This is a genomic window from Proteus sp. Marseille-Q3619 (genome assembly GCF_965283115.1).
Genome location: NZ_CBDIMP010000001.1, coordinates 2136175 through 2160752, shown reverse-complemented (window position 1 = coordinate 2160752; position 24578 = coordinate 2136175). Strand labels below are relative to the sequence as shown.

Annotated in this window: 17 protein-coding genes, 2 tRNA genes and 3 rRNA genes; 11 read left to right on the top strand and 11 right to left on the bottom strand. The window is 40.4% G+C overall.

Going from position 1 to position 24578, the window contains the following annotated elements; genetic code table 11:
* Positions 1-76 precede the first annotated feature (76 nt).
* The gene (gene mioC / locus ACWPWK_RS09865; RefSeq protein WP_109373319.1) at positions 77-517 is read right to left on the bottom strand and encodes an FMN-binding protein MioC; all 441 of its coding nucleotides are present in this window, start codon (positions 515-517) and stop codon (positions 77-79) included.
* 100 nt (positions 518-617) lie between these two features.
* On the bottom strand, positions 618-1079 hold the full coding sequence (gene asnC, locus ACWPWK_RS09860) for a transcriptional regulator AsnC (protein WP_023583317.1): 462 nt from the start codon (positions 1077-1079) through the stop codon (positions 618-620).
* 138 nt (positions 1080-1217) lie between these two features.
* On the opposite strand from asnC, the gene asnA reads away from it, so the two are divergent.
* Positions 1218-2231 carry an aspartate--ammonia ligase gene (gene asnA / locus ACWPWK_RS09855; RefSeq protein WP_432277960.1) on the top strand — a complete coding sequence of 338 codons (1014 nt, stop codon included), beginning with the start codon at positions 1218-1220 and terminating at the stop codon, positions 2229-2231.
* Here asnA and viaA read toward each other — a convergent pair whose 3' ends face one another.
* Positions 2232-3689, bottom strand: coding sequence for an ATPase RavA stimulator ViaA (gene viaA, locus ACWPWK_RS09850; protein WP_109373317.1), 1458 nt, complete (start codon positions 3687-3689; stop codon positions 2232-2234).
* Positions 3690-3696: 7 nt separating this feature from the next.
* Complete coding sequence (gene ravA / locus ACWPWK_RS09845) at positions 3697-5196, bottom strand: ATPase RavA (protein WP_109373316.1); 1500 nt, start codon at positions 5194-5196, stop codon at positions 3697-3699.
* 281 nt (positions 5197-5477) lie between these two features.
* Between ravA and rbsK the strand changes: the two genes are divergently transcribed.
* On the top strand, positions 5478-6407 hold the full coding sequence (gene rbsK, locus ACWPWK_RS09840) for a ribokinase (RefSeq protein WP_109373315.1): 930 nt from the start codon (positions 5478-5480) through the stop codon (positions 6405-6407).
* 67 nt (positions 6408-6474) lie between these two features.
* Here rbsK and mdtD read toward each other — a convergent pair whose 3' ends face one another.
* On the bottom strand, positions 6475-7869 hold the full coding sequence (gene mdtD, locus ACWPWK_RS09835) for a multidrug transporter subunit MdtD (RefSeq protein WP_109373314.1): 1395 nt from the start codon (positions 7867-7869) through the stop codon (positions 6475-6477).
* Positions 7870-7951: 82 nt separating this feature from the next.
* The gene (locus tag ACWPWK_RS09830) at positions 7952-8638 is read right to left on the bottom strand and encodes a FadR/GntR family transcriptional regulator (protein ID WP_109373313.1); all 687 of its coding nucleotides are present in this window, start codon (positions 8636-8638) and stop codon (positions 7952-7954) included.
* Between the two features lie 495 nt (positions 8639-9133).
* On the opposite strand from ACWPWK_RS09830, the gene ACWPWK_RS09825 reads away from it, so the two are divergent.
* The 5 genes from ACWPWK_RS09825 (at position 9134) to rrf (ending at position 14532) form a co-directional block, all read left to right on the top strand.
* Positions 9134-10676, top strand: a 16S ribosomal RNA gene (locus ACWPWK_RS09825).
* A gap of 71 nt (positions 10677-10747) precedes the next feature.
* Positions 10748-10824 (top strand) — tRNA-Ile (locus tag ACWPWK_RS09820).
* A 160-nt stretch (positions 10825-10984) separates the two neighbouring features.
* A tRNA-Ala gene (locus ACWPWK_RS09815) sits at positions 10985-11060 on the top strand.
* Between the two features lie 336 nt (positions 11061-11396).
* Positions 11397-14299: ribosomal RNA gene (locus ACWPWK_RS09810) — 23S ribosomal RNA — on the top strand.
* Positions 14300-14416: 117 nt separating this feature from the next.
* Positions 14417-14532, top strand: a 5S ribosomal RNA gene (rrf, locus tag ACWPWK_RS09805).
* Together the 16S, 23S and 5S rRNA genes with 2 tRNA genes alongside form the textbook arrangement of a ribosomal RNA operon.
* A 340-nt stretch (positions 14533-14872) precedes the next feature.
* On the opposite strand, the gene ACWPWK_RS09800 is transcribed toward rrf, so the two are convergent.
* The 4 genes from ACWPWK_RS09800 to acs all read right to left on the bottom strand — a co-directional run bounded on the left by ACWPWK_RS09800 (position 14873) and on the right by acs (position 20971).
* Complete coding sequence (locus tag ACWPWK_RS09800; RefSeq protein ID WP_109374149.1) at positions 14873-16456, bottom strand: phosphoethanolamine transferase; 1584 nt, start codon at positions 16454-16456, stop codon at positions 14873-14875.
* A 434-nt stretch (positions 16457-16890) separates the two neighbouring features.
* Positions 16891-18546 (bottom strand): cation acetate symporter, encoded by a 1656-nt coding sequence (locus tag ACWPWK_RS09795; RefSeq protein ID WP_109374150.1) that lies wholly within the window; start codon positions 18544-18546, stop codon positions 16891-16893.
* Positions 18543-18854, bottom strand: coding sequence for a DUF485 domain-containing protein (locus ACWPWK_RS09790; RefSeq protein ID WP_109374151.1), 312 nt, complete (start codon positions 18852-18854; stop codon positions 18543-18545). Before ACWPWK_RS09790 ends, ACWPWK_RS09795 begins: the two co-directional genes overlap by 4 nt.
* 158 nt (positions 18855-19012) lie before the next feature.
* The gene (acs, locus tag ACWPWK_RS09785; protein WP_109374152.1) at positions 19013-20971 is read right to left on the bottom strand and encodes an acetate--CoA ligase; all 1959 of its coding nucleotides are present in this window, start codon (positions 20969-20971) and stop codon (positions 19013-19015) included.
* Between the two features lie 372 nt (positions 20972-21343).
* On the opposite strand from acs, the gene sodA reads away from it, so the two are divergent.
* From sodA to ACWPWK_RS09765, 4 genes are all read left to right on the top strand, one after another.
* Positions 21344-21967: a superoxide dismutase [Mn] gene (gene sodA / locus ACWPWK_RS09780; protein WP_075672604.1), complete on the top strand. Its 624-nt coding sequence runs from the start codon at positions 21344-21346 to the stop codon at positions 21965-21967.
* Positions 21968-22082: 115 nt separating this feature from the next.
* Positions 22083-22757, top strand: coding sequence for a 6-hydroxyaminopurine reductase (gene yiiM, locus ACWPWK_RS09775; protein ID WP_109374153.1), 675 nt, complete (start codon positions 22083-22085; stop codon positions 22755-22757).
* Positions 22758-22869: 112 nt separating this feature from the next.
* A complete protein-coding gene (locus tag ACWPWK_RS09770; RefSeq protein ID WP_109374154.1) occupies positions 22870-23199 on the top strand; it encodes a type II toxin-antitoxin system RelE/ParE family toxin in 330 nt (109 codons plus the stop codon).
* Entirely contained in the window at positions 23180-23461 is a 282-nt protein-coding gene (locus ACWPWK_RS09765; RefSeq protein WP_109374155.1) for a helix-turn-helix domain-containing protein, read from the top strand. The genes ACWPWK_RS09770 and ACWPWK_RS09765 overlap by 20 nt, the downstream gene beginning before the upstream one ends.
* 81 nt (positions 23462-23542) lie before the next feature.
* Here the strand turns inward: ACWPWK_RS09765 and trpS are convergent, their stop codons facing one another.
* The gene (trpS, locus tag ACWPWK_RS09760; protein ID WP_109374156.1) at positions 23543-24571 is read right to left on the bottom strand and encodes a tryptophan--tRNA ligase; all 1029 of its coding nucleotides are present in this window, start codon (positions 24569-24571) and stop codon (positions 23543-23545) included.
* Between the last annotated feature and the right edge of the window lie 7 nt (positions 24572-24578).

Genomic DNA, 24578 nt, shown 5'->3' with positions numbered 1-24578 from the left:
TACAATGGATAACTACGGGTTAACCCCTGCTTTTAAGCAGAGTTATCCACATTCGTTTGCTGTTTTTTTGTGCAATTTAAAGTAAATTTTTCCAAGAAGCTATCCATTCTTCTGCTGGATCTTCCGGAATGTCGTACTTTTGAATATCAATTTCGAGACGATCGCCAAGGCGAGTAGCCCCTTTTTCCACCAATTTTTGATCCAATGTTCTGATCGCACCGCAGAAAGTGTCATATTCACTACTTCCTATGCCGATCGCACCAAAAGTGACATTACTAAGATCAACGGAGTCAGCCGATATTTCATTAGCAAAAGGCTGTAGGTTGTCAGGAAGATCACCAGCACCATGCGTTGATGTGACCACCAGCCAGATCCCTTCATTTGGAAGATCATTAAGAGAAGGCCCATGGTGCAGGTCCGTCTCAAACCCTTCATTAGATAAGATCTCTGCAAGGTGTTCTGCGACATATTCAGCACTACCCATGGTACTGCCACTAATAAGAGTGACTTTTTTCATTAATGATCTCCTTATGTTTAAGACGCGCTATTGTACGCTGTGAATCACTTGGGATCTACCTGTGGATAATGTGGTTATAAAAAAAAATAAGAATTTACCCTTATGGCTTGATCGTCCTTATTATCGGGTTTTGCAGTGAGATCAGGGTTTCTGTTGATTGAATTTCATCGATTGTCTGGATTTTGTTGATAAGTACGTCTTGTAAGGCTTCTATACTTTTACACATAACCTTCGTAAAAATACTGTATTGCCCTGTTGTATAGTACACTTCTACAACTTCATCTAACTTATCTAATTTATCTAATGCAGTGTGATAGTCTTTTGCACTCTTAAGAATAATGCCAATAAAGCAGCAGACATCAAAACCGAGTTGCTTTTCACTAATATCAACTCGCGTTCCCGTAATAATTCCAGCCTGCTTCATTTTCTCAACTCGAACATGAATTGTGCCAGGGCTTACTTCGAATTTTTTGGCTAATTCAGCGTAAGGTGTTCTCGCATTCGCCATTAATGCGTGAAGTATGTCACGATCGAGATTATCGATCTGATAAATATTGTCCATAAATCCCCTCTGTTTTTAACGATAATACATTTTTATAGCGTTATTTTTAACGATTTAAAACAAGTAAGGCTATTTTTAATGAAGTATATTGAATTTAGTACCCATTTTGTTGCTTAATCTATATCAGCGAAACACGACATCACCACTAGGAATACAAAAATGGAAAAATCATTCATCCAGACTCAACAGCAAATTAGCTTTGTTAAATCTTATTTTTCACGACTGCTGGAAAAAGAATTAGGACTGATTGAAGTTCAAGGACCGATCTTAAGTCGCCTTGGTGATGGAACTCAAGATAACTTATCTGGTCATGAGAAGGCAGTACAAGTTAAAGTCAAATCTTTACCAGATTCTACTTTTGAGGTTGTCCATTCATTAGCTAAATGGAAACGTAAAACATTAGCTCGTTTTGGATTTAGTTCTGGTCAAGGTCTTTATACTCATATGAAAGCTTTGCGACCAGACGAAGATCGCTTAACTCAGATCCACTCTGTTTATGTTGATCAGTGGGATTGGGAAAAAGTGATGGAAGATAAAGAGCGTACAGTTCCTTATCTTAAGCAGACAGTGGGTAAAATTTATCAGGCAATAAAAGAAACTGAAAAAGCCGTCAGCGAAGAGTTTGGTCTGGTACCGTTCCTGCCAGATCAAATTCAATTTATCCACACTGAAGAGTTACTGCGTCGTTATCCTGACCTTGATGCTAAAGGCCGTGAAAAAGCGATTGCAAAAGAATATGGTGCTGTTTTCTTAATTGGTATTGGTGGCAAATTATCAAGTGGCGAAGCTCATGATGTAAGAGCGCCAGACTACGATGATTGGACAACACCAAACGAAGATGGATTTGAAGGTTTAAACGGTGACATTCTTGTCTGGAACCCTGTTCTACAAGATGCGTTTGAATTGTCATCAATGGGTATCCGTGTCGACCCTGAAACATTAATGCGTCAGTTAACATTAACAGACGATATTAAGCGTCTTGAGCTGGATTGGCACAAAGCATTAATGCATGGTGATATGCCACAAACTATCGGTGGCGGTATTGGCCAGTCTCGTTTAGTGATGCTACTACTACAAAAAGAGCACATTGGACAAGTACAATGCGGTGTATGGGAAAAAGATACCCGTTTAGCTTTCGCCGATATGCTGTAATTATTGGCGCCAGCGTCGAAGTAAACGACTTTTTAATCCAGTATCAAAACGCCATATATGGTCAAAGATTTTCATGATACTGGGTTTACCGTAATTGGATAGGGTAACCGCATGGAAGCGATTGTGCTGTTGCTGTTGGCTTTTTTTGATTTTGTTGATTAGGTTTTCGGGTAACCTTTGGGCGACAAAGTCAGAAATAACAACAGCATCAGCATCTTTCCATGCTGGGTTATTTAGTTTTTCTGCTACATTATCTAAACAAGCACTTAAGTCCGTGCCCCCTCTAAATGACTGATTCAAAAACTTGATAAGATCTTGCAGACCATTAGACGATGACAATTGGTAATGTACTGTTTCAGTAGAAAATAACATCACATGACATGAACGATTATCAGCTAGTGCTATTTTCATCAATGCAAGCCCAAAAGCTTTAGCACACTGTTCGTTAAATCCCCCCATCGAACCGGATGTATCAATACATACAATAAAAGGTCCTCTTGGTCTTTCTTCATCATGATGATGAGTTACTGGACGCAATACAGTACGCTCTTGCCAATTATCTCCTTGTAATCGATAGGTATTGAGCTGTTTTTCCACCAGCTTTCGATAAAACTCATATTCGATTTCATTAATACCTAGCAAGGCGAGCTCTGTAGGGAGTAAGCGTAAGATATCATCACTGAGCCCTATACCATTGACTTGCTCTGGTGTTGTATCTGGTGCTTTCTCAACAATAGTGACTGGCTCAAAAATCACACTCTCTTCAGGAAGTGATTTCGCTGTTTTGCTACGACCTAGCAAACTTGCGAGTTTATGCAATTCAGGTTGTTGATCGAGAAAGTCGCTATAACGTTGAATAATTTTCTCATCGAAAGGCGTTTTTGTTAAAACACCTTTACTCATATCCCATAAACGCCCTGCTGCACGCTCATTTTCTGAGAATGTATTACTTAAGCTTCCACTTAGTGCCAAACGTTCCTGAAGCTCAGCAAGGAGCTGCTCTTGTTCTTGGTCAAATAGGGCTTTGTGTAATGCAGTGACTTGGAAAATTAAACTTATCCGCCAGTGTTGAATAAACAAAGCTTGTTGAGCTGGTGAAAAAGGCTTATTGGTTTTAATCAGTTGTGATGCTTCGTCAGTAAAAGAGGAGTCTAGCTTGTTTAATTCAGCCAGTATTTTATCTACTTGCTGATTAAACATCGCATTACCAAGTGACTGCGTTTGTTGATAAAGTGCAAACTCATCTGCAATCATTGTCGGGACTAATGTCTCTTTTACTCTTTGCTGTAAGCTTTTTTTCCATTGATGGATATCTTTCAATAAGGCTTTTTTGAGTCTAGGATGCTTTTCAAAAAATACCGCTAATTGAGGAGATGCAAGTACAGCAATAATAACTTCCTCAATTAGCTGTCCTTCATTTATGGCTAAAAGCATATCTAATGTTGAAAGTGTCAGCATAATATCATTACTTTATTTGGCTTTTTAATTGCGACAATTTGTCATTAAGCTGAACAAAACTTTGTTCTATGGAAATAAGCCAATCATTATCAATAAATAAATTTGGTTGGTGATGATTAAATTTTTCCTGCTCACCATAAATTTCTTGAGTCAGATCTTTTAACTTATCTTTCCACTCTTTGTTATCTTCAATAGGAACAGCGGGTGCTGTCTCTTTTTGTTGATAAAGAGATGTTGTTCGACGACTCACATCCAAAATTTCTAATACGCCATCTTGGCGTATTTGTGCATTAATTGATTGTGGGAAACCAATACCATTTAAACGTGCTAATAACTCATCCCCTTTTGCCAAAAAGTTTTCTAATGCTTTTTGTTCGATAGTAATAAAGTTAACCTGAATACTATGGATATGAAGAGGGATGTGTAAAAACAGGGTGAATTTATCAGCCTGCATTTTATCTGATAGGCTAAAATGTGCGTTTCGTCCAAACATTCCACTTTGTTTTTCAAAACGAAAAGCCTGTTGATCTTGCTTACTTCTTGTCGATTGCATCCACTCAGCCCATAAACTTTCTATTTTTCTAATCAACTCTAGCTGGTGGTAGGCTTGTTCTGTTAAAAGGTTTTGTAATAACTTATCTAATAATGCAAATGATGCTTGGTCATGCCATAGGCAATCTTTTAATAAAATAAGATCTAATGGTGAAATAGCACTACGACCATTAAAAAAGGCACTGGCTTGTAAAAGGCGTACCGCTTTTTTCCAACGTCTATCTGAAACATAAGGTGCAGCATCACTTTTATCTAAAGACTCACGAAGTTGATAAATTAAATCAAATAAGTGGTCATCTAAAGTGATCTTTTCTAATTCTGATTGCCAACGTGAAAACTCTTCTGCGGTAATTTGGATATGTTCTGGAATATGAAAAGAGCCTACTTCTTTATTAATAAGTAATGCGCGAAAGTTTTTCTTATCCTGAACTTTTGTTAACCAAATACGAATAAGCATTCGGTCATATAGCGCTTCAAGACTACTGTCTGAATCAGGTAACTCATTAGAGGCGGATACTAACAAACGCATTGGAATAGCAACTTCAGCTTCTCCATTTCTAAATTTACGCTCATTAATCGCTGTTAATAACGTATTAAGAATAGCGGGTCCTGCTTTCCATATTTCATCAAGAAAGACAACTTCAGCATCAGGTAAATATCCTTCAACCAAACGCTGATATTTACCTTCATCTTTTAAGGCTTGAATAGATAAAGGGCCAAAAATTTCTTCGGGTGTTGAAAAACGCGTCATTAGGTATTCAAATGCTTTAGCCTCTTTAAAAGCTTCTTTCATTCTTCTGGCTATTAAGCTCTTGGCAATACCTGGAGGGCCAAGTAAGAAAACACTCTCACCACTCAGTGCTGCAAGTAGACAAAGACGGATAGCTGACTGTCGCTCATAAAGCCCAGTTTCAAGATATTGGCTAAGTTGTGAAATCCGCTCTGCAAGTTGCATAAACACTCCTAATAATGGGTACTTATTTTCGTCATCATCCTGAAAATATCAGAAAAGGATTGCTGACATATAGTCAAACATTCTATTAGCACACAAATTGTTTATAACAAAAATCGATTCAGCTTCCTACTGCTTATTTTTGGTTCTTTTTTGTTTTACTAGCGAAACGTTTCGATGGTGATCACGTTTTTTCATTAATGTTGCTGAGATGATCGGTTTAAAATATTGAATGTCATTTATGCAATACATCTAGAATTTATTACTGAAAGTAAGGAAAAATCATGGAAGCGAAGAAACTTGTGATTTTAGGTAGTGTTAATGCTGATCATATTCTTAATGTTGCCCATTTTCCGCTTCCTGGTGAAACCATTTCAGGCAACCAATTTCAAATGGTATTTGGCGGTAAAGGTGCTAATCAGGCGGTTGCTGCTGGGCGTTGTGGTGCTAATATTTCGTTTCTTGCTTGTTTAGGGAATGACGATATTGGTAAAAAAGCTAAAGCTCAATTAATAACAGATAACATTGATACCAATAGTATTGAGTTAATTGATGATGTGGCAACAGGTGTTGCGCTGATTTTCGTTAATCAACAGGGTGAAAATGTTATTGGTATTCATGCTGGTGCTAATGGGCGATTAGATACAAATTATGTTCAGCGCCATGGAAATATTATAAAAGAAGCTGATGCTCTGTTAATGCAATTAGAATCACCACTTGATTCTGTATTGAAAGCGGCTGAAATCGCTAAACAAGAAAATGTGCAAGTAATACTAAACCCCGCACCTGCTCAAGCATTACCTGATGAGCTGTTATCACTTGTCGATATTATTACTCCAAACGAAACAGAGACTGAATATCTGACTGGAATTAAAGTGATAGATGATGAAAGTGCTCAGCAAGCAGCGGATGTTCTGCATCATAAAGGTATTAAAACGGTTATTATTACATTAGGAAGCCGCGGAGTTTGGGTAAGTGAGAAAAATAGTCAAGGTTGTATTGTCCCTGCATTTAAAGTGAAAGCTGTTGATACTATCGCAGCAGGCGATACATTTAATGGCGCGCTAATCACTGCTTTATTAGAAGGGCAATCTATGATGCCTGCGATTAAATTTGCTCATGCGGCAGCTGCCATTGCTGTTACTCGAGCAGGCGCTCAACCATCAGTACCATGGCGTCATGAGGTAGATACTTTTTTAACTTCATCTTTATAATGTATTTTTCTATCTTATATAAAGAAAAAGAGAGCCTAGGCTCTCTTTTTTAGTTTGAATAACATTATCAGGCTTTTTTCTTTTTATTAGTTAGATTATCGCCATCATGTTTATCAAGGAGTAAAAATACAAAGGAAGAAAGTAATGTAATGATACCAACAGTAATAAAAGTATAATGAAAGTTATCAACCGTAGTGCCCACATTCTCTGTATCAAAATATCCTAAAATAGATGCACTCACTGCAATACCAAAACTAATTGCCAATTGTTGGGTGACAGCCAAAACACTATTTCCTGAGCTAGCATTGTTGTCTGTTAAATCGGCCAATGAAATTGTATTCATTGATGTAAATTGTATGGACATGACCACACCTAATAAAAAGAGTGGAATGACAAGATAGTAAATAGACATATCAGGGGATTGAAGTGAAAACTGAGCGATCATCAAACCAATGATAATAGTGATAGTAAAGAGTGTTCGGCGATAGCTAAATTTCACTAAGATCTTTGTGACAAATGATTTTGCTAAAATAGAACCCAATGCCATAGGCGCCATCGTCATCCCAGAAATAATAGCAGGATAACCAAACCCAACCTGTAACATCAGTGGCATTAAGAAAGGGATACAGCCAGTTCCCAATCTTGTTGCAATATTTCCCGCAATACCGACAGAAAAAGTTCGTGTTTTAAATATATTGAGAGGGATAAGTGGTTGCTGGTGGCGTCTTGCATGATTGACGTATAACCCCAGTAAAGAAAATCCACCTAAAATAATGGCAATAGGAATATATCGAGAGATATTTTTATCACCAAAAAGATCAAGGCTGACAGAAAGCATAACTAAGCCAAAACCAAAGAAAATAAAACCAAGTAAATCAAATTTACGTTTTGGCATAGTGAAATTAGGCATATGTTTTATGGCATAGAAAATACCTAATAGACCGATAGGAATATTTATAATAAATATCCAATGCCAAGAGGCATAAGTAACCAATACCCCACCTAAAAGAGGTCCTGCTATGGGACCGACTAATCCGGGCATAGTGACAAAATTAAGAATGGGTAGTAATTCGCTACGCGGATAAGCTCTTAATAAAGCAAGGCGTGCAACCGGCATCATCATTGCGCCACCTATACCTTGTATAATCCGAGAAATAACAAGAAAAGTAAGGTTAGGAGAAAGTGCACATAATAAAGAGCCACCTGAGAATAAAGAAACCGCAATAATAAAAATTTTACGCGTTCCAAATCTATCAGCTAGCCATCCACTGACGGGAATTAATAAGGCAACAGTTAAGGTATAGCTGATAACTGCTGATTGCATGGCAAGAGGAGAATGATTAAGGCTTTTTGCTATGTCTGGTAATGCCGTATTAAGAATGGTTGCATCGAGAGCCTGCATAAAAAAAGCCATTGCAGCAATCCAAGGCAACCCAGACATATTTTTGGCGGATTTCAACATGAAGCATATACCGTCTTTGTTCTATATTTTGATTATCGCTTCATTATAAACAGAAAACCTACAAAATTTGTATTAAAACTATTCAATCACTCGTTAATAAGATTAAACAGAGGTCACGTGCCTTAATTCCATCTTTATCAATAATAGCTTGAACAATTTGGTTATGTGTTTCTGGTTGAACGGTTTCATTACCCACAATAAGATCAAAATACTTTTTATAAGCAGAAAGAAATAATGAGCCGAATGAGGCAAAGAATGGATTGCCACTTGCTTGATAAATGAGATAGTGAAATTGAGTGTCGATATCTAGCCAATGTTGTCTATCGAAATTCTCATCAAGCAATTGCATTTCTCTACCAAATAAAGCAAGAGACTGTTTTTGGCTTTCGGTTGCATTAAATGCAGCTAAATAACATGCCTGAGGTTCTATTGCTAGACGAACGTGATGGAAATAATGGCTGACCTTATTAAATTCACCGCTGTCTATCCACCAATTAAGAAGATCATTATCTAATAGATTCCAATTTTGCATTGGAGTAACACGAGTACCTATTCTTGGTCGAGGTAAAAGCATACCTTTTGCAGCGAGCATTTTGATTGCTTCACGGATAACTGTTCTGCTGACGGAGAGTATTTCTGCTAGTTCTATTTCTCCAGGTAGTAAAGATTCAGGTTCATAATGTCCCGAAAGGATTTGTTTACCTAGTTTTTCAGCAACTATATAAGAAAGATTTTTTTGAGAAGCTGAACGTTGCTCGTTAAATTGCATAATAAAGATTACCTATACCATAATTTATCTTCTATCTTACGTGAGTCAGCTGGATAAAGCTGTTCGGATTTCACTCTATCAGCGTAAAAATAGAGCGTTTTTCTTTGTTTTGTTGAAAAAAAAAGCGAACAGAAAAAAAATTGAAATAAACACTTGCGCTAATCCGAGATCTCCCTATAATGCGCATCCACTGACCGGCGATGAGCAAACAACAAGCCACGCAGGACGGTGAAGAGAAGAGAAAAAAGTTTGAAAAAACTCTTGACTCTTCAGAGGAATAACGTAATATACGCCTCCTCGCAACAACGCAGAAGACCGGAAACGGCAGCGAATGTTGCACTGCTCTTTAACAAATTATCAGACAATCTGTGTGGGCACTCGCAGAGACGATATCTTCTAAAATATTAGATGTATCAAGTCTTGAAGAGTGAACAACAAAAGTAAATTCATTTATGAATAGCTAAGTTTTCGATTTCTTTGAGCATCAAACACTTTTAATTGAAGAGTTTGATCATGGCTCAGATTGAACGCTGGCGGCAGGCCTAACACATGCAAGTCGAGCGGTAACAGGAGAAAGCTTGCTTTCTTGCTGACGAGCGGCGGACGGGTGAGTAATGTATGGGGATCTGCCCGATAGAGGGGGATAACTACTGGAAACGGTAGCTAATACCGCATGACGTCTACGGACCAAAGCAGGGGCTCTTCGGACCTTGCGCTATCGGATGAACCCATATGGGATTAGCTAGTAGGTGAGGTAATGGCTCACCTAGGCGACGATCTCTAGCTGGTCTGAGAGGATGATCAGCCACACTGGGACTGAGACACGGCCCAGACTCCTACGGGAGGCAGCAGTGGGGAATATTGCACAATGGGCGCAAGCCTGATGCAGCCATGCCGCGTGTATGAAGAAGGCCTTAGGGTTGTAAAGTACTTTCAGCGGGGAGGAAGGTGATAAAGTTAATACCTTTATCAATTGACGTTACCCGCAGAAGAAGCACCGGCTAACTCCGTGCCAGCAGCCGCGGTAATACGGAGGGTGCAAGCGTTAATCGGAATTACTGGGCGTAAAGCGCACGCAGGCGGTCAATTAAGTCAGATGTGAAAGCCCCGAGCTTAACTTGGGAATTGCATCTGAAACTGGTTGGCTAGAGTCTTGTAGAGGGGGGTAGAATTCCACGTGTAGCGGTGAAATGCGTAGAGATGTGGAGGAATACCGGTGGCGAAGGCGGCCCCCTGGACAAAGACTGACGCTCAGGTGCGAAAGCGTGGGGAGCAAACAGGATTAGATACCCTGGTAGTCCACGCTGTAAACGATGTCGATTTAGAGGTTGTGGTCTTGAACCGTGGCTTCTGGAGCTAACGCGTTAAATCGACCGCCTGGGGAGTACGGCCGCAAGGTTAAAACTCAAATGAATTGACGGGGGCCCGCACAAGCGGTGGAGCATGTGGTTTAATTCGATGCAACGCGAAGAACCTTACCTACTCTTGACATCCAGCGAATCCTTTAGAGATAGAGGAGTGCCTTCGGGAACGCTGAGACAGGTGCTGCATGGCTGTCGTCAGCTCGTGTTGTGAAATGTTGGGTTAAGTCCCGCAACGAGCGCAACCCTTATCCTTTGTTGCCAGCGCGTGATGGCGGGAACTCAAAGGAGACTGCCGGTGATAAACCGGAGGAAGGTGGGGATGACGTCAAGTCATCATGGCCCTTACGAGTAGGGCTACACACGTGCTACAATGGCAGATACAAAGAGAAGCGACCTCGCGAGAGCAAGCGGAACTCATAAAGTCTGTCGTAGTCCGGATTGGAGTCTGCAACTCGACTCCATGAAGTCGGAATCGCTAGTAATCGTAGATCAGAATGCTACGGTGAATACGTTCCCGGGCCTTGTACACACCGCCCGTCACACCATGGGAGTGGGTTGCAAAAGAAGTAGGTAGCTTAACCTTCGGGAGGGCGCTTACCACTTTGTGATTCATGACTGGGGTGAAGTCGTAACAAGGTAACCGTAGGGGAACCTGCGGTTGGATCACCTCCTTACCTAAGAGATACGTGTTATGTGCAGTGCTCACACAGATTGTCTGATGAAGAACGAGCAGAAATACCGGTATAGGCTTGTAGCTCAGGTGGTTAGAGCGCACCCCTGATAAGGGTGAGGTCGGTGGTTCAAGTCCACTCAGGCCTACCAAATCGTATTGATACTGCGTTATGAAGCAACTCGTTTACATTAAGTAAACTTCGTTACTCCACGCCTTGTCTCACTACGATTAGCTCCATTCTTAATTAAAGGAACATTTCCGATAAGAAAGAATGCTGAGTAACAAAAAACGGTATTAAGAATGCATTATGGGGCTATAGCTCAGCTGGGAGAGCGCCTGCCTTGCACGCAGGAGGTCAGCGGTTCGATCCCGCTTAGCTCCACCATAATCTCTTGAATATAAAACAATAATTCAGAGTATATTAGCAATAGTATACTGCGAATTATTTTGCTCTTTAACAATCTGGAACAAGCTGAAAAATTGAAAACAAATCAATATATCACCGAGGTATATTGATGAGTCTCTCAAAATCTCAAACTTTGAATGTGTTTTTGACATCAAAGTGGGATGAGCGAGCAATTTACAGTTCGAGGCGGCCAGCGCGTAGCCAGCGCAACATACATAAGTATGTGAGCATGGCGAGCACTGCCCAACGACGAAATGTAATCTGCGCAGCCATCACCACCAAGATAGTCTTCAAAAAGACACCTTCGGGTTGTGAGGTTAAGCGAATAAGCGTACACGGTGGATGCCTAGGCAATCAGAGGCGATGAAGGACGTGCTAATCTGCGATAAGCGTCGGTAAGGTGATATGAACCGTTATACCCGACGATTTCCGAATGGGGAAACCCAATATCCAATGGATATTATCATTAACTGAATACATAGGTTAATGAAGCGAACCGGGAGAACTGAAACATCTCAGTACCCCGAGGAAAAGAAATCAACCGAGATTCCCCTAGTAGCGGCGAGCGAACGGGGAACAGCCCAGAGTCTTAATCAATAGCAGCATCAGGAGAACGGTCTGGAAAGTCCGGCAGTAAAGGGTGATAGCCCCGTATCTGAAGATGCTGTTATTGTGAACTCGACGAGTAGGGCGGGACACGTGTTATCCTGTCTGAATATGGGGGGACCATCCTCCAAGGCTAAATACTCCTGATTGACCGATAGTGAACCAGTACCGTGAGGGAAAGGCGAAAAGAACCCCGGCGAGGGGAGTGAAAAAGAACCTGAAACCGTGTACGTACAAGCAGTAGGAGCCTCTTCGTGAGGTGACTGCGTACCTTTTGTATAATGGGTCAGCGACTTATATTCTGTAGCAAGGTTAACCGAATAGGGGAGCCGTAGGGAAACCGAGTCTTAACTGGGCGAATGAGTTGCAGGGTATAGACCCGAAACCCGGTGATCTATCCATGGGCAGGTTGAAGGTTGGGTAACACTAACTGGAGGACCGAACCGACTAATGTTGAAAAATTAGCGGATGACTTGTGGATGGGGGTGAAAGGCCAATCAAACCGGGAGATAGCTGGTTCTCCCCGAAAGCTATTTAGGTAGCGCCTCGTGAACTCATCTTCGGGGGTAGAGCACTGTTTCGACTAGGGGGTCATCCCGACTTACCAACTCGATGCAAACTGCGAATACCGAAGAATGTTATCACGGGAGACACACGGCGGGTGCTAACGTCCGTCGTGAAGAGGGAAACAACCCAGACCGCCAGCTAAGGTCCCAAAGTCATGGTTAAGTGGGAAACGAAGTGGGAAGGCTCAGACAGCCAGGATGTTGGCTTAGAAGCAGCCATCATTTAAAGAAAGCGTAATAGCTCACTGGTCGAGTCGGCCCGCGCGGAAGATGTAACGGGGCTAAACCATGCACCGAAGCTGCGGCAGCGACACTATGTGTTGTTGGGTAGGGGAGCGTTCTGTAAGCCTGCGAAGGTGTACTGTGAGGTATGCTGGAGGTATCAGAAGTGCGAATGCTGACATAAGTAACGATAATGCGGGTGAAAAACCCGCACGCCGGAAGACCAAGGGTTCCTGTCCAACGTTAATCGGGGCAGGGTGAGTCGACCCCTAAGGCGAGGCTGAAAAGCGTAGTCGATGGGAAACGGGTTAATATTCCCGTACTGGTGGTAACTGCGATGGGGGAACGGAGAAGGCTAGGTTGTCCGGGCGACGGTCGTCCCGGTTCAAGCATGTAGGCAGAGTGATTAGGCAAATCCGGTCACTTAATGCTGAGGTGTGATGACGAGCCACTAAGGTGGTGAAGCAATTGATGCCCTGCTTCCAGGAAAAGCCTCTAAGCTTCAGGTTACCAACAATCGTACCCCAAACCGACACAGGTGGTCAGGTAGAGAATACTCAGGCGCTTGAGAGAACTCGGGTGAAGGAACTAGGCAAAATGGTGCCGTAACTTCGGGAGAAGGCACGCTGGCGGTAAGTGAAGTCCCTTGCGGACGGAGCCGAAGCCAGTCGAAGATACCAGCTGGCTGCAACTGTTTATTAAAAACACAGCACTGTGCAAACACGAAAGTGGACGTATACGGTGTGACGCCTGCCCGGTGCTGGAAGGTTAATTGATGGGGTTATCCTTAGGGAGAAGCTCTTGATCGAAGCCCCAGTAAACGGCGGCCGTAACTATAACGGTCCTAAGGTAGCGAAATTCCTTGTCGGGTAAGTTCCGACCTGCACGAATGGCGTAATGATGGCCAGGCTGTCTCCACCCGAGACTCAGTGAAATTGAACTCGCTGTGAAGATGCAGTGTACCCGCGGCAAGACGGAAAGACCCCGTGAACCTTTACTATAGCTTGACACTGAACATTGAGCCTTGATGTGTAGGATAGGTGGGAGACTTAGAAGTGTGGACGCCAGTCTGCATGGAGTCAACCTTGAAATACCACCCTTTAACGTTTGATGTTCTAACCTAGGCCCGTAATCCGGGTCGGGGACCGTGTCTGGTGGGTAGTTTGACTGGGGCGGTCTCCTCCTAAAGAGTAACGGAGGAGCACGAAGGTTGGCTAAGCATGGTCGGACATCATGCGGTTAGTGCAAAGGCATAAGCCAGCTTGACTGTGAGAGTGACGGCTCGAGCAGGTACGAAAGTAGGTCTTAGTGATCCGGTGGTTCTGAATGGAAGGGCCATCGCTCAACGGATAAAAGGTACTCCGGGGATAACAGGCTGATACCGCCCAAGAGTTCATATCGACGGCGGTGTTTGGCACCTCGATGTCGGCTCATCACATCCTGGGGCTGAAGTAGGTCCCAAGGGTATGGCTGTTCGCCATTTAAAGTGGTACGCGAGCTGGGTTTAGAACGTCGTGAGACAGTTCGGTCCCTATCTGCCGTGGGCGTTGGAAGATTGAGAGGGGTTGCTCCTAGTACGAGAGGACCGGAGTGAACGCACCACTGGTGTTCGGGTTGTCATGCCAATGGCATTGCCCGGTAGCTAAGTGCGGAAGAGATAACCGCTGAAAGCATCTAAGCGGGAAACTTGCCTCGAGATGAGTCTTCCCTGTCACCTAGAGTGACCTAAAGGAACGTTTAAGACTAAGACGTTGATAGGCTGGGTGTGTAAGCGTAGCGATACGTTGAGCTAACCAGTACTAATGAACCGTGAGGCTTAACCTGACAACACCGAAGGTGTTTTGTCTGAGAGACGAACATCGATGAAGTAAGCTTGTTTAAGATTGAGATTGCGGGTTACTGAGAAAGAAACAACAGTAACGGGTAATGATACCGAATTTGCTTGGCGGCCATAGCGCAGCGGACCCACCTGAATCCATGCCGAACTCAGAAGTGAAACGTTGTAGCGCCGATGGTAGTGTGGGGTCTCCCCATGTGAGAGTAGGGAACTGCCAGGCATTAAATAAGACGAGAAAGCCAACCCAATGGGTTGGCTTTTTTGCGTTTGGGGCTTTTAAAAAGATCAACAGCTTATATGTTAGTCGTTAATTAGAAACTATGGTTACATTCCTCAATAAAATAGCCAATCTTCATGCCGCTAAACACTATTTATGGCAACTCATTAGTAAAATGATCCCCGTATCAAGCATCTAATATCACATTAATTTAATGCCTAGTGTTCTGATCTTTTATTTCTTGTTATCTCTGATGGATCTTATTAAAAGCAGATGGTGTAAATGTAAAAACACACTCTTTATTACTGAGTCTATTTTTATTTAGATATCTTTAATGAGGATGTTATTGAGGCTCCTGCTCTTCTGAACGCAGTAAATCATAGTTTAAGATATTTTTATTACCATCAATAACGGTGATTGGTGATTTAGGCTGATAGCACTCATTTAATGGTGAGTGACACTGTTGGGGGGAGTTATGTTCTATTCCAAGCCAACTACTTAGTAGCCAATAGTTATTTACCGTTGAATAAGGCTTATTCAATGCATCATTATTGATAATGGGTTTAATAGATGATGGGCTATACCAAATAAACAAAGGTATATCATAAGCTTCTTTTCGTGGCGTATTTACACCATGATGATAACGAACCTCTCTATTTTTATCGAGACGCTGTAAAGCGTGATCTGCAAAGTAGAGAATAGAAGCTGGTTTATCTTTGACTCTCTCGATGATGTCATTAATTAATTTATCTGTATAAGCGATAGAGCTGTCATAGCAGTTATCATCATCTTCTTGCGTGAATTTCTTTAAATACTGACTTGGAAATCGATTACAGGCCGGCTCATGGCTACCATATGTATGTAAGATGATTAATTTTTTCTCTTCAGATGGCTCATTGAGAGCTCTGTCTAAATAAGGAAGCAACTCTTCATCATAACCGATAAATTCATTCCACTTTTTATTTTGAGCCATATTAGCAATGACAGAAATAACACTGGTTTTCTGATTACCTTCACCTTGATTACTTAACCAATATGTTTTAAACCCAGCATGATTGGCAAGAGAAACAATATTATCAGCGTAATGACTTTTATCTTGTAACTGTTCCAATCCTATATTTGAGAGTGAAATTGGTACAGAAAGAATAGTTACTGGTGCCGGAGAATAAACTTGATTGAATAGGATAAGATTACTCTTTTCTTTCATTAGATTAGGTGTTGTATCGTACTGATAGCCATAAATTCCTAGATGATCTCTGCGAACGGATTCTCCAAGAATAAGGATATAAATTTCTGTATTATCATTATGTTTATTATATTGAAACTCAACTTTTTGAGAGGCAATTCTTCTAATTTGGCGATTTTCATGGAAGGTTCGGACAAGTGCCGCTGCATTATAAAAAGGTGTATTGAGAAGTGCATATTCTGTCAGTAATTTACTGTTGTTATCGTTTCTTAATGCGAAGCTTTTATAAATTGGAATAATGGCTATTAAGATAACAAAAGTAATCACACTTTTTTTTGTCGTTTTTAGATCAGATACTTGAGCTGCTTTATGGATGAAAAAATAGTAAATGACAAAAGCACATAGATAGAATAATACATAGTACTTATTATAAGAGAGCATACCGACAGTTTCGCTGCCATTGGTATTAATAAAAGTTTCAGCAATGGATGATGAAAAAGCAATATCGTGTTCACGATAGAAAAATAGAGAAATAGACAGGTTTAAAGACCATAGCGCACTAGTAATAAAGGTTATTATTTTTCCTAAAACAGAACGATAAATGCCACTACATATCAGTATAAGTAGCCAACCAATAAGAACAATATAGATTTTTTGTCCTATATGTAGCGTTGAACCACCCAATATTGCAGGTGCCATAGATAAGAAAAATAAAAGTGCGTAATGAGTTAATTGAGACATAATCTATTTAAAAACTACCACCTCTTTTTATGTAGAATAAAAAGTTAACCATTTACCTTTTGACAATACAAGCCTTGTTTAGCTGAAGTGTGTCTGAAATTGATATTACTATGTTTCTTCCTCACTATTTTGAGCTGTTTGGCTTTATTAATAAGCCTTGTAGAAAATAAGTTATGTTTCTTTTTATTTGTAATTAATTGATTTCAATTTAATTTGTTTTTATTTTTATAACAGTAGAATAACTAATAATAAGTTATTTAAATAATCGTATAGATATGTAGTTAAAGCTTAAAAGTATTCTAAATAAGTAAATAATAGAAATAGGATCAAGATTTTTATGATAATGGATAAAAATCATTGAAAATGAATAACCCCAAAGTTGGAATTCACTTTGGGGTTATTTTTATTTAGAAAGATAACATTATTTCAGGCTGTTAGTGCTGTTTACCTTGTTCAATACCTAAGCCAATTTGAGAACGAATAAACTGTGCTTGGAATTTTGCTTTTTCTTGCTCACCTAAAGATGATTTATCAGTAACAGAGAAAAGCCATGAGACAACAAAAGCAATGATTATTGAGAATAATGCTGGATATTCATAAGGATAGATGGGTTTTTCATGACCTAAAATACTTACCCAAATTGTTGGCCCTAAGATCATCAACGTGACAGCAACTAATAAACCAGACCATCCTCCTGCGACTGCACCTCGTGTTGTCAGCCCTTTCCAATACATTGATAGCAATATGATTGGGAAGTTACAGCTTGCTGCAATTGAGAAAGCTAGCCCCACCATAAAGGCAATATTTTGTTTTTCAAATAAAATACCTAAACCGATAGCGACGATACCTAAGATAACCACAGTAATTTTGGATACTTTTAGCTCTTGTCTTTCATCTGCGTGGCCATTTTTAATTACATTCGCGTAAAGATCATGTGATACCGCAGATGCGCCCGCTAAAGTTAGTCCTGCAACAACGGCTAAAATAGTAGCGAAGGCAACCGCTGAAATGAAGCCTAAGAAGAAGTTACCGCCAACGGCATCCGCCAAGTGAACAGCCGCCATATTGGTTCCACCAATCAAAGCGCCAGCGGCATCTTTGAACATAGGATTAGGGCTAACGAGTAAGATAGCGCCGAAACCAATGATAAAAGTAAGAATATAGAAATAACCGATAAAACCTGTTGCATAGAAAACACTCTTACGGGCTTCTTTTGCATCGCTAACAGTAAAGAAGCGCATGATGATATGAGGAAGTCCCGCCGTACCAAACATTAGTGCAAGACCTAAAGAGAGAGCAGATATAGGATCAGAAACCAATCCACCAGGACTCATGATAGAGAACCCTTTTGAGTGAACACTAACGGCTTCTTTAAATAAGGTATTGAAATTAAAATCGACAGCTTTCATCACCATAACAGCCATAAAACTTGCACCTGCAAGTAATAAAATAGCTTTAATGATTTGAACCCAAGTGGTGGCTAACATGCCTCCAAATAAAACATATAGCACCATTAGAATACCGACGAGCACAACGGCAATATGGTAGTTTAAGCCGAAAAGGAGTTCGATTAATTTACCGGCACCAACCATTTGTGCAATCAGATAAAGAGCGACAACAACCAGTGATCCAATAGCGGAGAGTGTTCTCACTGGTTTAGGGCTTAAGCGATAGGAGACAACATCAGCAAAGGTATAGCGCCCTAAATTACGTAAGCGTTCAGCAATGATAAAAAGAATGATAGGCCAACCAATCAGAAATCCAATTGAATAGATAAGTCCATCATAACCCGAGGTATAAACCAGTGCGGAGATCCCTAAAAAGGATGCGGCAGACATAAAATCACCGGCGATTGCCATTCCGTTTTGGAAGCCAGTAATTTTCCCTCCTGCAGTATAGTAATCAGCACGAGAGCGGGTACGTTTAGAAGCCCAATAAGTGATGTAAAGTGTCAATCCTACAAATATTAGGAACATGATGATGGCCTGAATATTCATAGGTTGTTTCTCACCTCCTTCAGTTATTGCGGTAGCGTAAGCAGCCGTTGAGGAGAGGAAAAATAAGCTTATTGCATAAAGTAACTTTCTCATTTTTCTACCTCTTCAATAATTTCAGTGGTAAGTTTGTCGAACTCTGTATTGGCTTTAATAACGTAAACGCCCGTTAATAAAAATGAGGCGATGATTAAACCTATACCAATAGGAATACCTCGTGTAATGTAGCTGCCCTCATATAATGGTGTACCTAACCATTGTGGATAGAACGCAATAAGTAAGATAAATGAGACGTACATAACGAGCGTAATAATTGAAAGTGTCCATGAAAAACGACTACGTTTATTAACCAGTTCTTTAAAGCGAGGGTTGTTTTCTATCTCTTGATAAATATTGGAATTCATCAGAGTTCTCCTCTATATAATTGTTTGGTTTATCACTTGATTTAGAGGCTTAAATCCCCCGCATTCCATGATTTTCAGGTAAGAGAGCCCAGCAAAGGCATGAAAATGCCTTTGCTTTGTCGTATTACGTTTTTTAAATGACAGTTATTTGTTGTGTATTAAGCAGTGAGTGATAGAGACTGTTTTTCTTCTAACAGTTTTTCTACAACACCCGGATCAGCGAGTGTTGAGGTATCCCCGAGGTTAGTTGTGTCGCCAGAGGCAATTTTACGCAAGATACGGCGCATAATTTTCCCTGATCGTGTTTTAGGTAAGGAATCTGTCCAATGTAGGATATCTGGTGTGGCTATTGGCCCAATTTCTTTACGTACCCAGTTGCGAACTTCTGTATAAAGTTCAGGAGTTGGCTCTTCACCGTGATTTAAAGTGACATAAGCATAAATAGCTTGTCCTTTAAGATTATGAGGAATACCAACTACTGCGGCTTCTGCAATCTTAGGATGTGCAACAAGAGCGGATTCAATCTCTGCTGTTCCTAAGCGATGACCTGAAATATTCAAGACATCATCAACACGCCCTGTTATCCAATAGTCACCATCTTCATCTCGGCGAGCTCCGTCACCAGAGAAATACATCCCTTTAAAGGTTGAAAAGTAAGTTTGCTCAAAACGCTCGTGATCACCAAAAAGTGTTCTTGCTTGACCCGGCCAAGAATCAGTAATCACTAAGTTTCCTTCGCAAGCCCCTTGCTGTACTTCACCCATATTATCGACAATTGCAGGCTGAACACCGAAGAAAGGACGTGTTGCTGAGCCAGGTTTTAGATCCATAGCACCCGGTAATGGGGTTATCATGAAACCACCAGTTTCTGTTTGCCACCATGTATCAACGATAGGACATTGGCTACGTCCCATTTTCTGATAGAACCATTCCCATGCTTCTGGATTAATAGGTTCACCTACGGAGCCTAAAATGCGCAGAGAGGTGCGTTGAGTGCCTTCAATCGCTTTATCGCCTTCAGCCATTAATGCACGGATTGCAGTCGGTGCAGTATATAAGATATTGATTTGGTGCTTATCAACAATTTGAGCCATGCGGTTAACAGATGGGTAATTAGGGACACCTTCAAACATAACAGTAGTCGCACCATTTGACAGAGGGCCATACAGTAAGTAGCTATGCCCTGTTACCCAACCCACATCAGCAGTACACCAATAAATATCACCTTCATGATAATCAAAGGTGTATTTGAAGGTCATTGAAGCATAAACGAGATAACCTCCCGTTGTGTGCAGTACACCTTTGGGTTTGCCTGTTGAACCTGAGGTATACAGAATAAAGAGAGGATCTTCTGCATCCATCACTTCAACATCACATTCAGTGCTGACACCTTGGATGATTTCATCCCACCAAACATCACGCCCTTCAATCCATTGTTCGGTATGCCCTGTTCGACGAAATACCACTACATGATTAATAGGGGGGATATCAGCGTGATTTAAAGCATCATCAACATTTTTCTTTAAAGGAATAGCGCGACCTGCACGTAATCCTTCATCAGCAGTAATCACTAATTTAGCTTTTGAATCAATGATCCTGCCTGCAACAGCTTCAGGAGAGAAACCACCAAAAATAACAGAATGGATAGCACCAATACGAGTACAAGCGAGCATAGCGACTGCCGCTTCTGGTACCATCGGCATATAAATCGCCACAACATCGCCTTTTTTAATACCTAAATTTTTTAATACGTTAGCGAATTGGCAAACATTTTGGTGGAGTTGTCGGTAAGTGATTTTTTTCGACTCATTAGGTGAGTCGCCTTCCCAAATAATGGCGGTTTGATCACCTCGTGTTTTAAGGTGGCGATCAAGACAGTTTTGACTGATATTTAGCTGACCATCTTCAAACCAGCGAATGCGTACATGGCCTGGGTCAAAAGAAGTATTTTTTACCACAGTATATGGTTTTATCCAGTCAATGATTTTCCCTTTATCTGCCCAAAAGGCCTCAGGGTTTTTGATGGATAATTCATAATCTTTTTGGTATTGCTCTTTATTGATCAGGGCGTGTTCTGCAATGCTTGCAGGAATATGATGTTGGTTTATTTTTGTCATAATAGTTCTCCTCACTATTGTTAATACTATGTCAAAAAGTCGTTAACAAAAGAGGGTAAATAAAGATTGTTTCTTTTTTGCGCAGAAGATCACGAATTAATGGAAATGCTTTTCATGGAATGTTCAATTAGTGCTAAAGCCAGCAGGGCATTATTTATCTACTATTTTCTTGTTCAATAGGATCATCGTTTAATAGAACGCTTTTAAATTAAAATAATATACTGTGAAAATTAATTTAACCGTGTTGGATAAAAAAACCACAAAAATAATATGGATATGATAATGATTTTCATTAACGTTTTTTTCACTATAATGAAATGAAAAGATAAATCACATGATGTGATCCAAGATAAAACAGCACTGGAGATTAATATGAGCTATACATTACCTGCACTGCCTTATGCTTATGATGCATTAGAGCCTCACTTTGATGAGCGTACAATGGAAATTCACCATACTAAGCATCATCAAACTTATGTGAATAATACCAATACAGCATTAGAAAAATTACCTGAGCTTGCTGGCTTAGAGATTGATGAATTAGTTAAAAATCTTCATAAAGTGCCTGCTGATCAACGTACTTTTTTACGTAATAACGCTGGTGGTCACTCTAACCACTCATTATTCTGGAAAGGTTTGAAGCTAGGTACTCAATTACAAGGTTCACTAAAAGATGCGATTGAGCGCGACTTTGGTAGCGTTGATGCCTTTAAAGAGTTATTTGAAAAAGCGGCTGCGAGCCGTTTTGGTTCAGGTTGGGCTTGGCTGGTATTAAAAGACGATGGCAAACTTGCGGTAGTTTCTACTGCAAACCAAGATAGCCCATTAATGGGTGAAGAGTTAGCTGGCGCATCAGGTTACCCAATTGTAGGGTTAGATGTGTGGGAACATGCTTACTACTTGAAATATCAAAATCGCCGCCCTGATTATATTAAAGCGTTCTGGTCCGTCGTTAACTGGGACGAAGCGCAAAAACGTTTTCAGAGCAAAGCATAATTGAGTAGATAACATCCTTTCTTTTTTATATTTTCAATGCCGACATTTGTCGGCATTGTTTCTTTTGAACACTATCTTTACTATGAGTTATCTTTTTCTGTTTAGGTAGTGAGCTATGCGTTATTTTCCTAGTGTTTTTATCGGTAATATCACAACAACATCTAATGGATTTACCAGTGCGATCACCAAAAGGCTGGTGGATGGCCATATCAAATTGACATCACTGGGATTAGAAGATGATGAGCAAGCAGAAAAGAGTTTTCACGGTGGTCCTGATCGCGCACTTTGTCATTATCCTCGAGAGCACTACCTCTATTGGTCAGAGCAATTTCCACAATTAGTCGATTTTTTCCATGTCCCTGCATTTGGGGAAAATATCTCAACAACAGGCATGACAGAAGAGAATGTCTTTATTGGGGATATTTATCAATGGGGAACTGCATTAATTCAAGTGACTCAACCTCGCTCTCCTTGCTACAAACTTAACACAGTGACAGAAGTCAGTAATTTTTCGCAAATTATGCAAGATAGTGGTTATTGTGGTTGGTTATATCGTGTTGTGAGTGCGGGAGAAACAGGGAGTCATCATCCTCTTGTGTTAGTTTCAAGAAACAGTGATGTCTCTGTTAAAGAAGCTATTTCTATTGCTTTTCATATGCCTTTTGATGAAGAGCTTTATCATCGTTTATTAAGTGCGGCAGGATTATCAGCGAGTTGGAGTAAGACTATGCAGTTAAGACTGCAAAATCAAACTATTGAGAGCTTTGATAGACGGCTGTTTAAGAGATAAATAATTATCTAATTGATAATTAACAGTATTATCAATAAAAATTAGCTTGTGGGCTAATTTAACCTTGCATAAAATTAGCTTATAGGCTAATTTTTACGTTAAGGAAAAGCTCGTGTTTGAAATTTTATATCACCCAAACGCTTGGGATGAAGTATTAGAGTTACCTATTCAAATACGAGTTAAATACGATAAACTTATTACTAAGATAGAGCACGATGCTCGTTTATTAAGAGAGCCTGATACAAAATATTTAGGAAATGGTCTTTTCGAGATCCGTACTATGGGGACTGATATTGCTAGAGGTATATGGATATACCATAAAAGAAACACTGTTGTTATGCTTCGTATTTTTATTAAGAAAACGCAAAAAATATCGAAGAAAGAGATTGAGATCGCCCAAAAACGATTGATGGAGGTGCTCAATGAAATTGAGAAGTCATAAAGAATTACATAATGAGATGATGGAAGATGAAGAATATCGAGTGGCTTGGGATGACGAAACGCGTAAGGAAAAATTGAGAGATACACTGGCCCAATGGCGTAAACGCGATAATTTGACAAAAGCGCAAGTTGCTGAGCGAATGGGTGTAACACCGCCAGTAATTACTAGAATAGAAAATAATATTACTAAAGCGAGTATAGATACCTTAGCGAGATATGCCTACGCTTGTGGTATTAAGAACCCAATAATTCCTCTTTACTAAAAAAACACCTCCCTAAACATGAACTGCACCCCAAAAGTTGGACACCAACTTTGGGGTGTTTTTTTATGTATTAACGAAAAATTACGGATGTGCGATAAATCCAATCGCATCATAAACCTTGTCTAAGGTTGCTTGAGCGCGAGTTTTGGCTTTATCAGCACCTTCTTTCATGATTTTATTAAGCAATGCTTCATCATTACGGAATGTGTTAAAACGTTCTTGAATGTTGGTTAGCATTTCAGATACCGCATCAGCGACAGCACCTTTTAGATGACCGTACATTTGGCCTTCAAATTCAGCTTCTAATTCAGGAATAGTTTTACCTGTAACACCCGCTAAGATATCGAGTAAGTTAGACACACCTGCTTTATTTTCAAGATCGTAAATAACACGAGGTGGCTCTTCTGAGTCAGTCATTGCTCGTTTGATCTTTTTCGCTGCTGCTTTTGGATCTTCAAGCAATGCGATAACGTTATTACGGTTATCATCAGATTTAGACATTTTTTTAGTCGGATCTTGTAATGCCATCACACGAGCGCCGCCTTTTGGAATAAAAGGATCTGGTACGGTGAATATATCGCCATAAATAGCATTAAAGCGCTGAGCAATATCACGGCTTAATTCAAGATGTTGTTTTTGGTCGATACCAACAGGGACTTGGTTTGTTTGATAGATAAGAATATCTGCCGCCATTAATACAGGATAGTCGAATAGCCCTGCATTGATATTTTCGGCGTGGCGCGCTGATTTATCTTTAAATTGAGTCATTCGGCTCAATTCACCAAAATAGGTATAGCAGTTAAGTGCCCAGCTTAATTGTGCATGTTGTGGAACATGTGACTGAACAAAAATAGTGCTTTTTTCTGGATCAATACCGCAAGCAAGATAAAGAGCCAGCGTATCTAAGGTTCTTTTTCTAAGTTCTTTTGGATCTTGACGAACTGTAATGGCGTGTTGGTCAACGATACAGTAAATGCAATCATAGTCATCTTGCATTTGTACCCATTGACGTAATGCACCCATGTAGTTACCAATAGTGAGTTCACCAGAAGGTTGTGCACCACTGAATACAATTGGCTTTTGTGCCGTTTTTTCTACTGAAGTCGTCATCTTAATT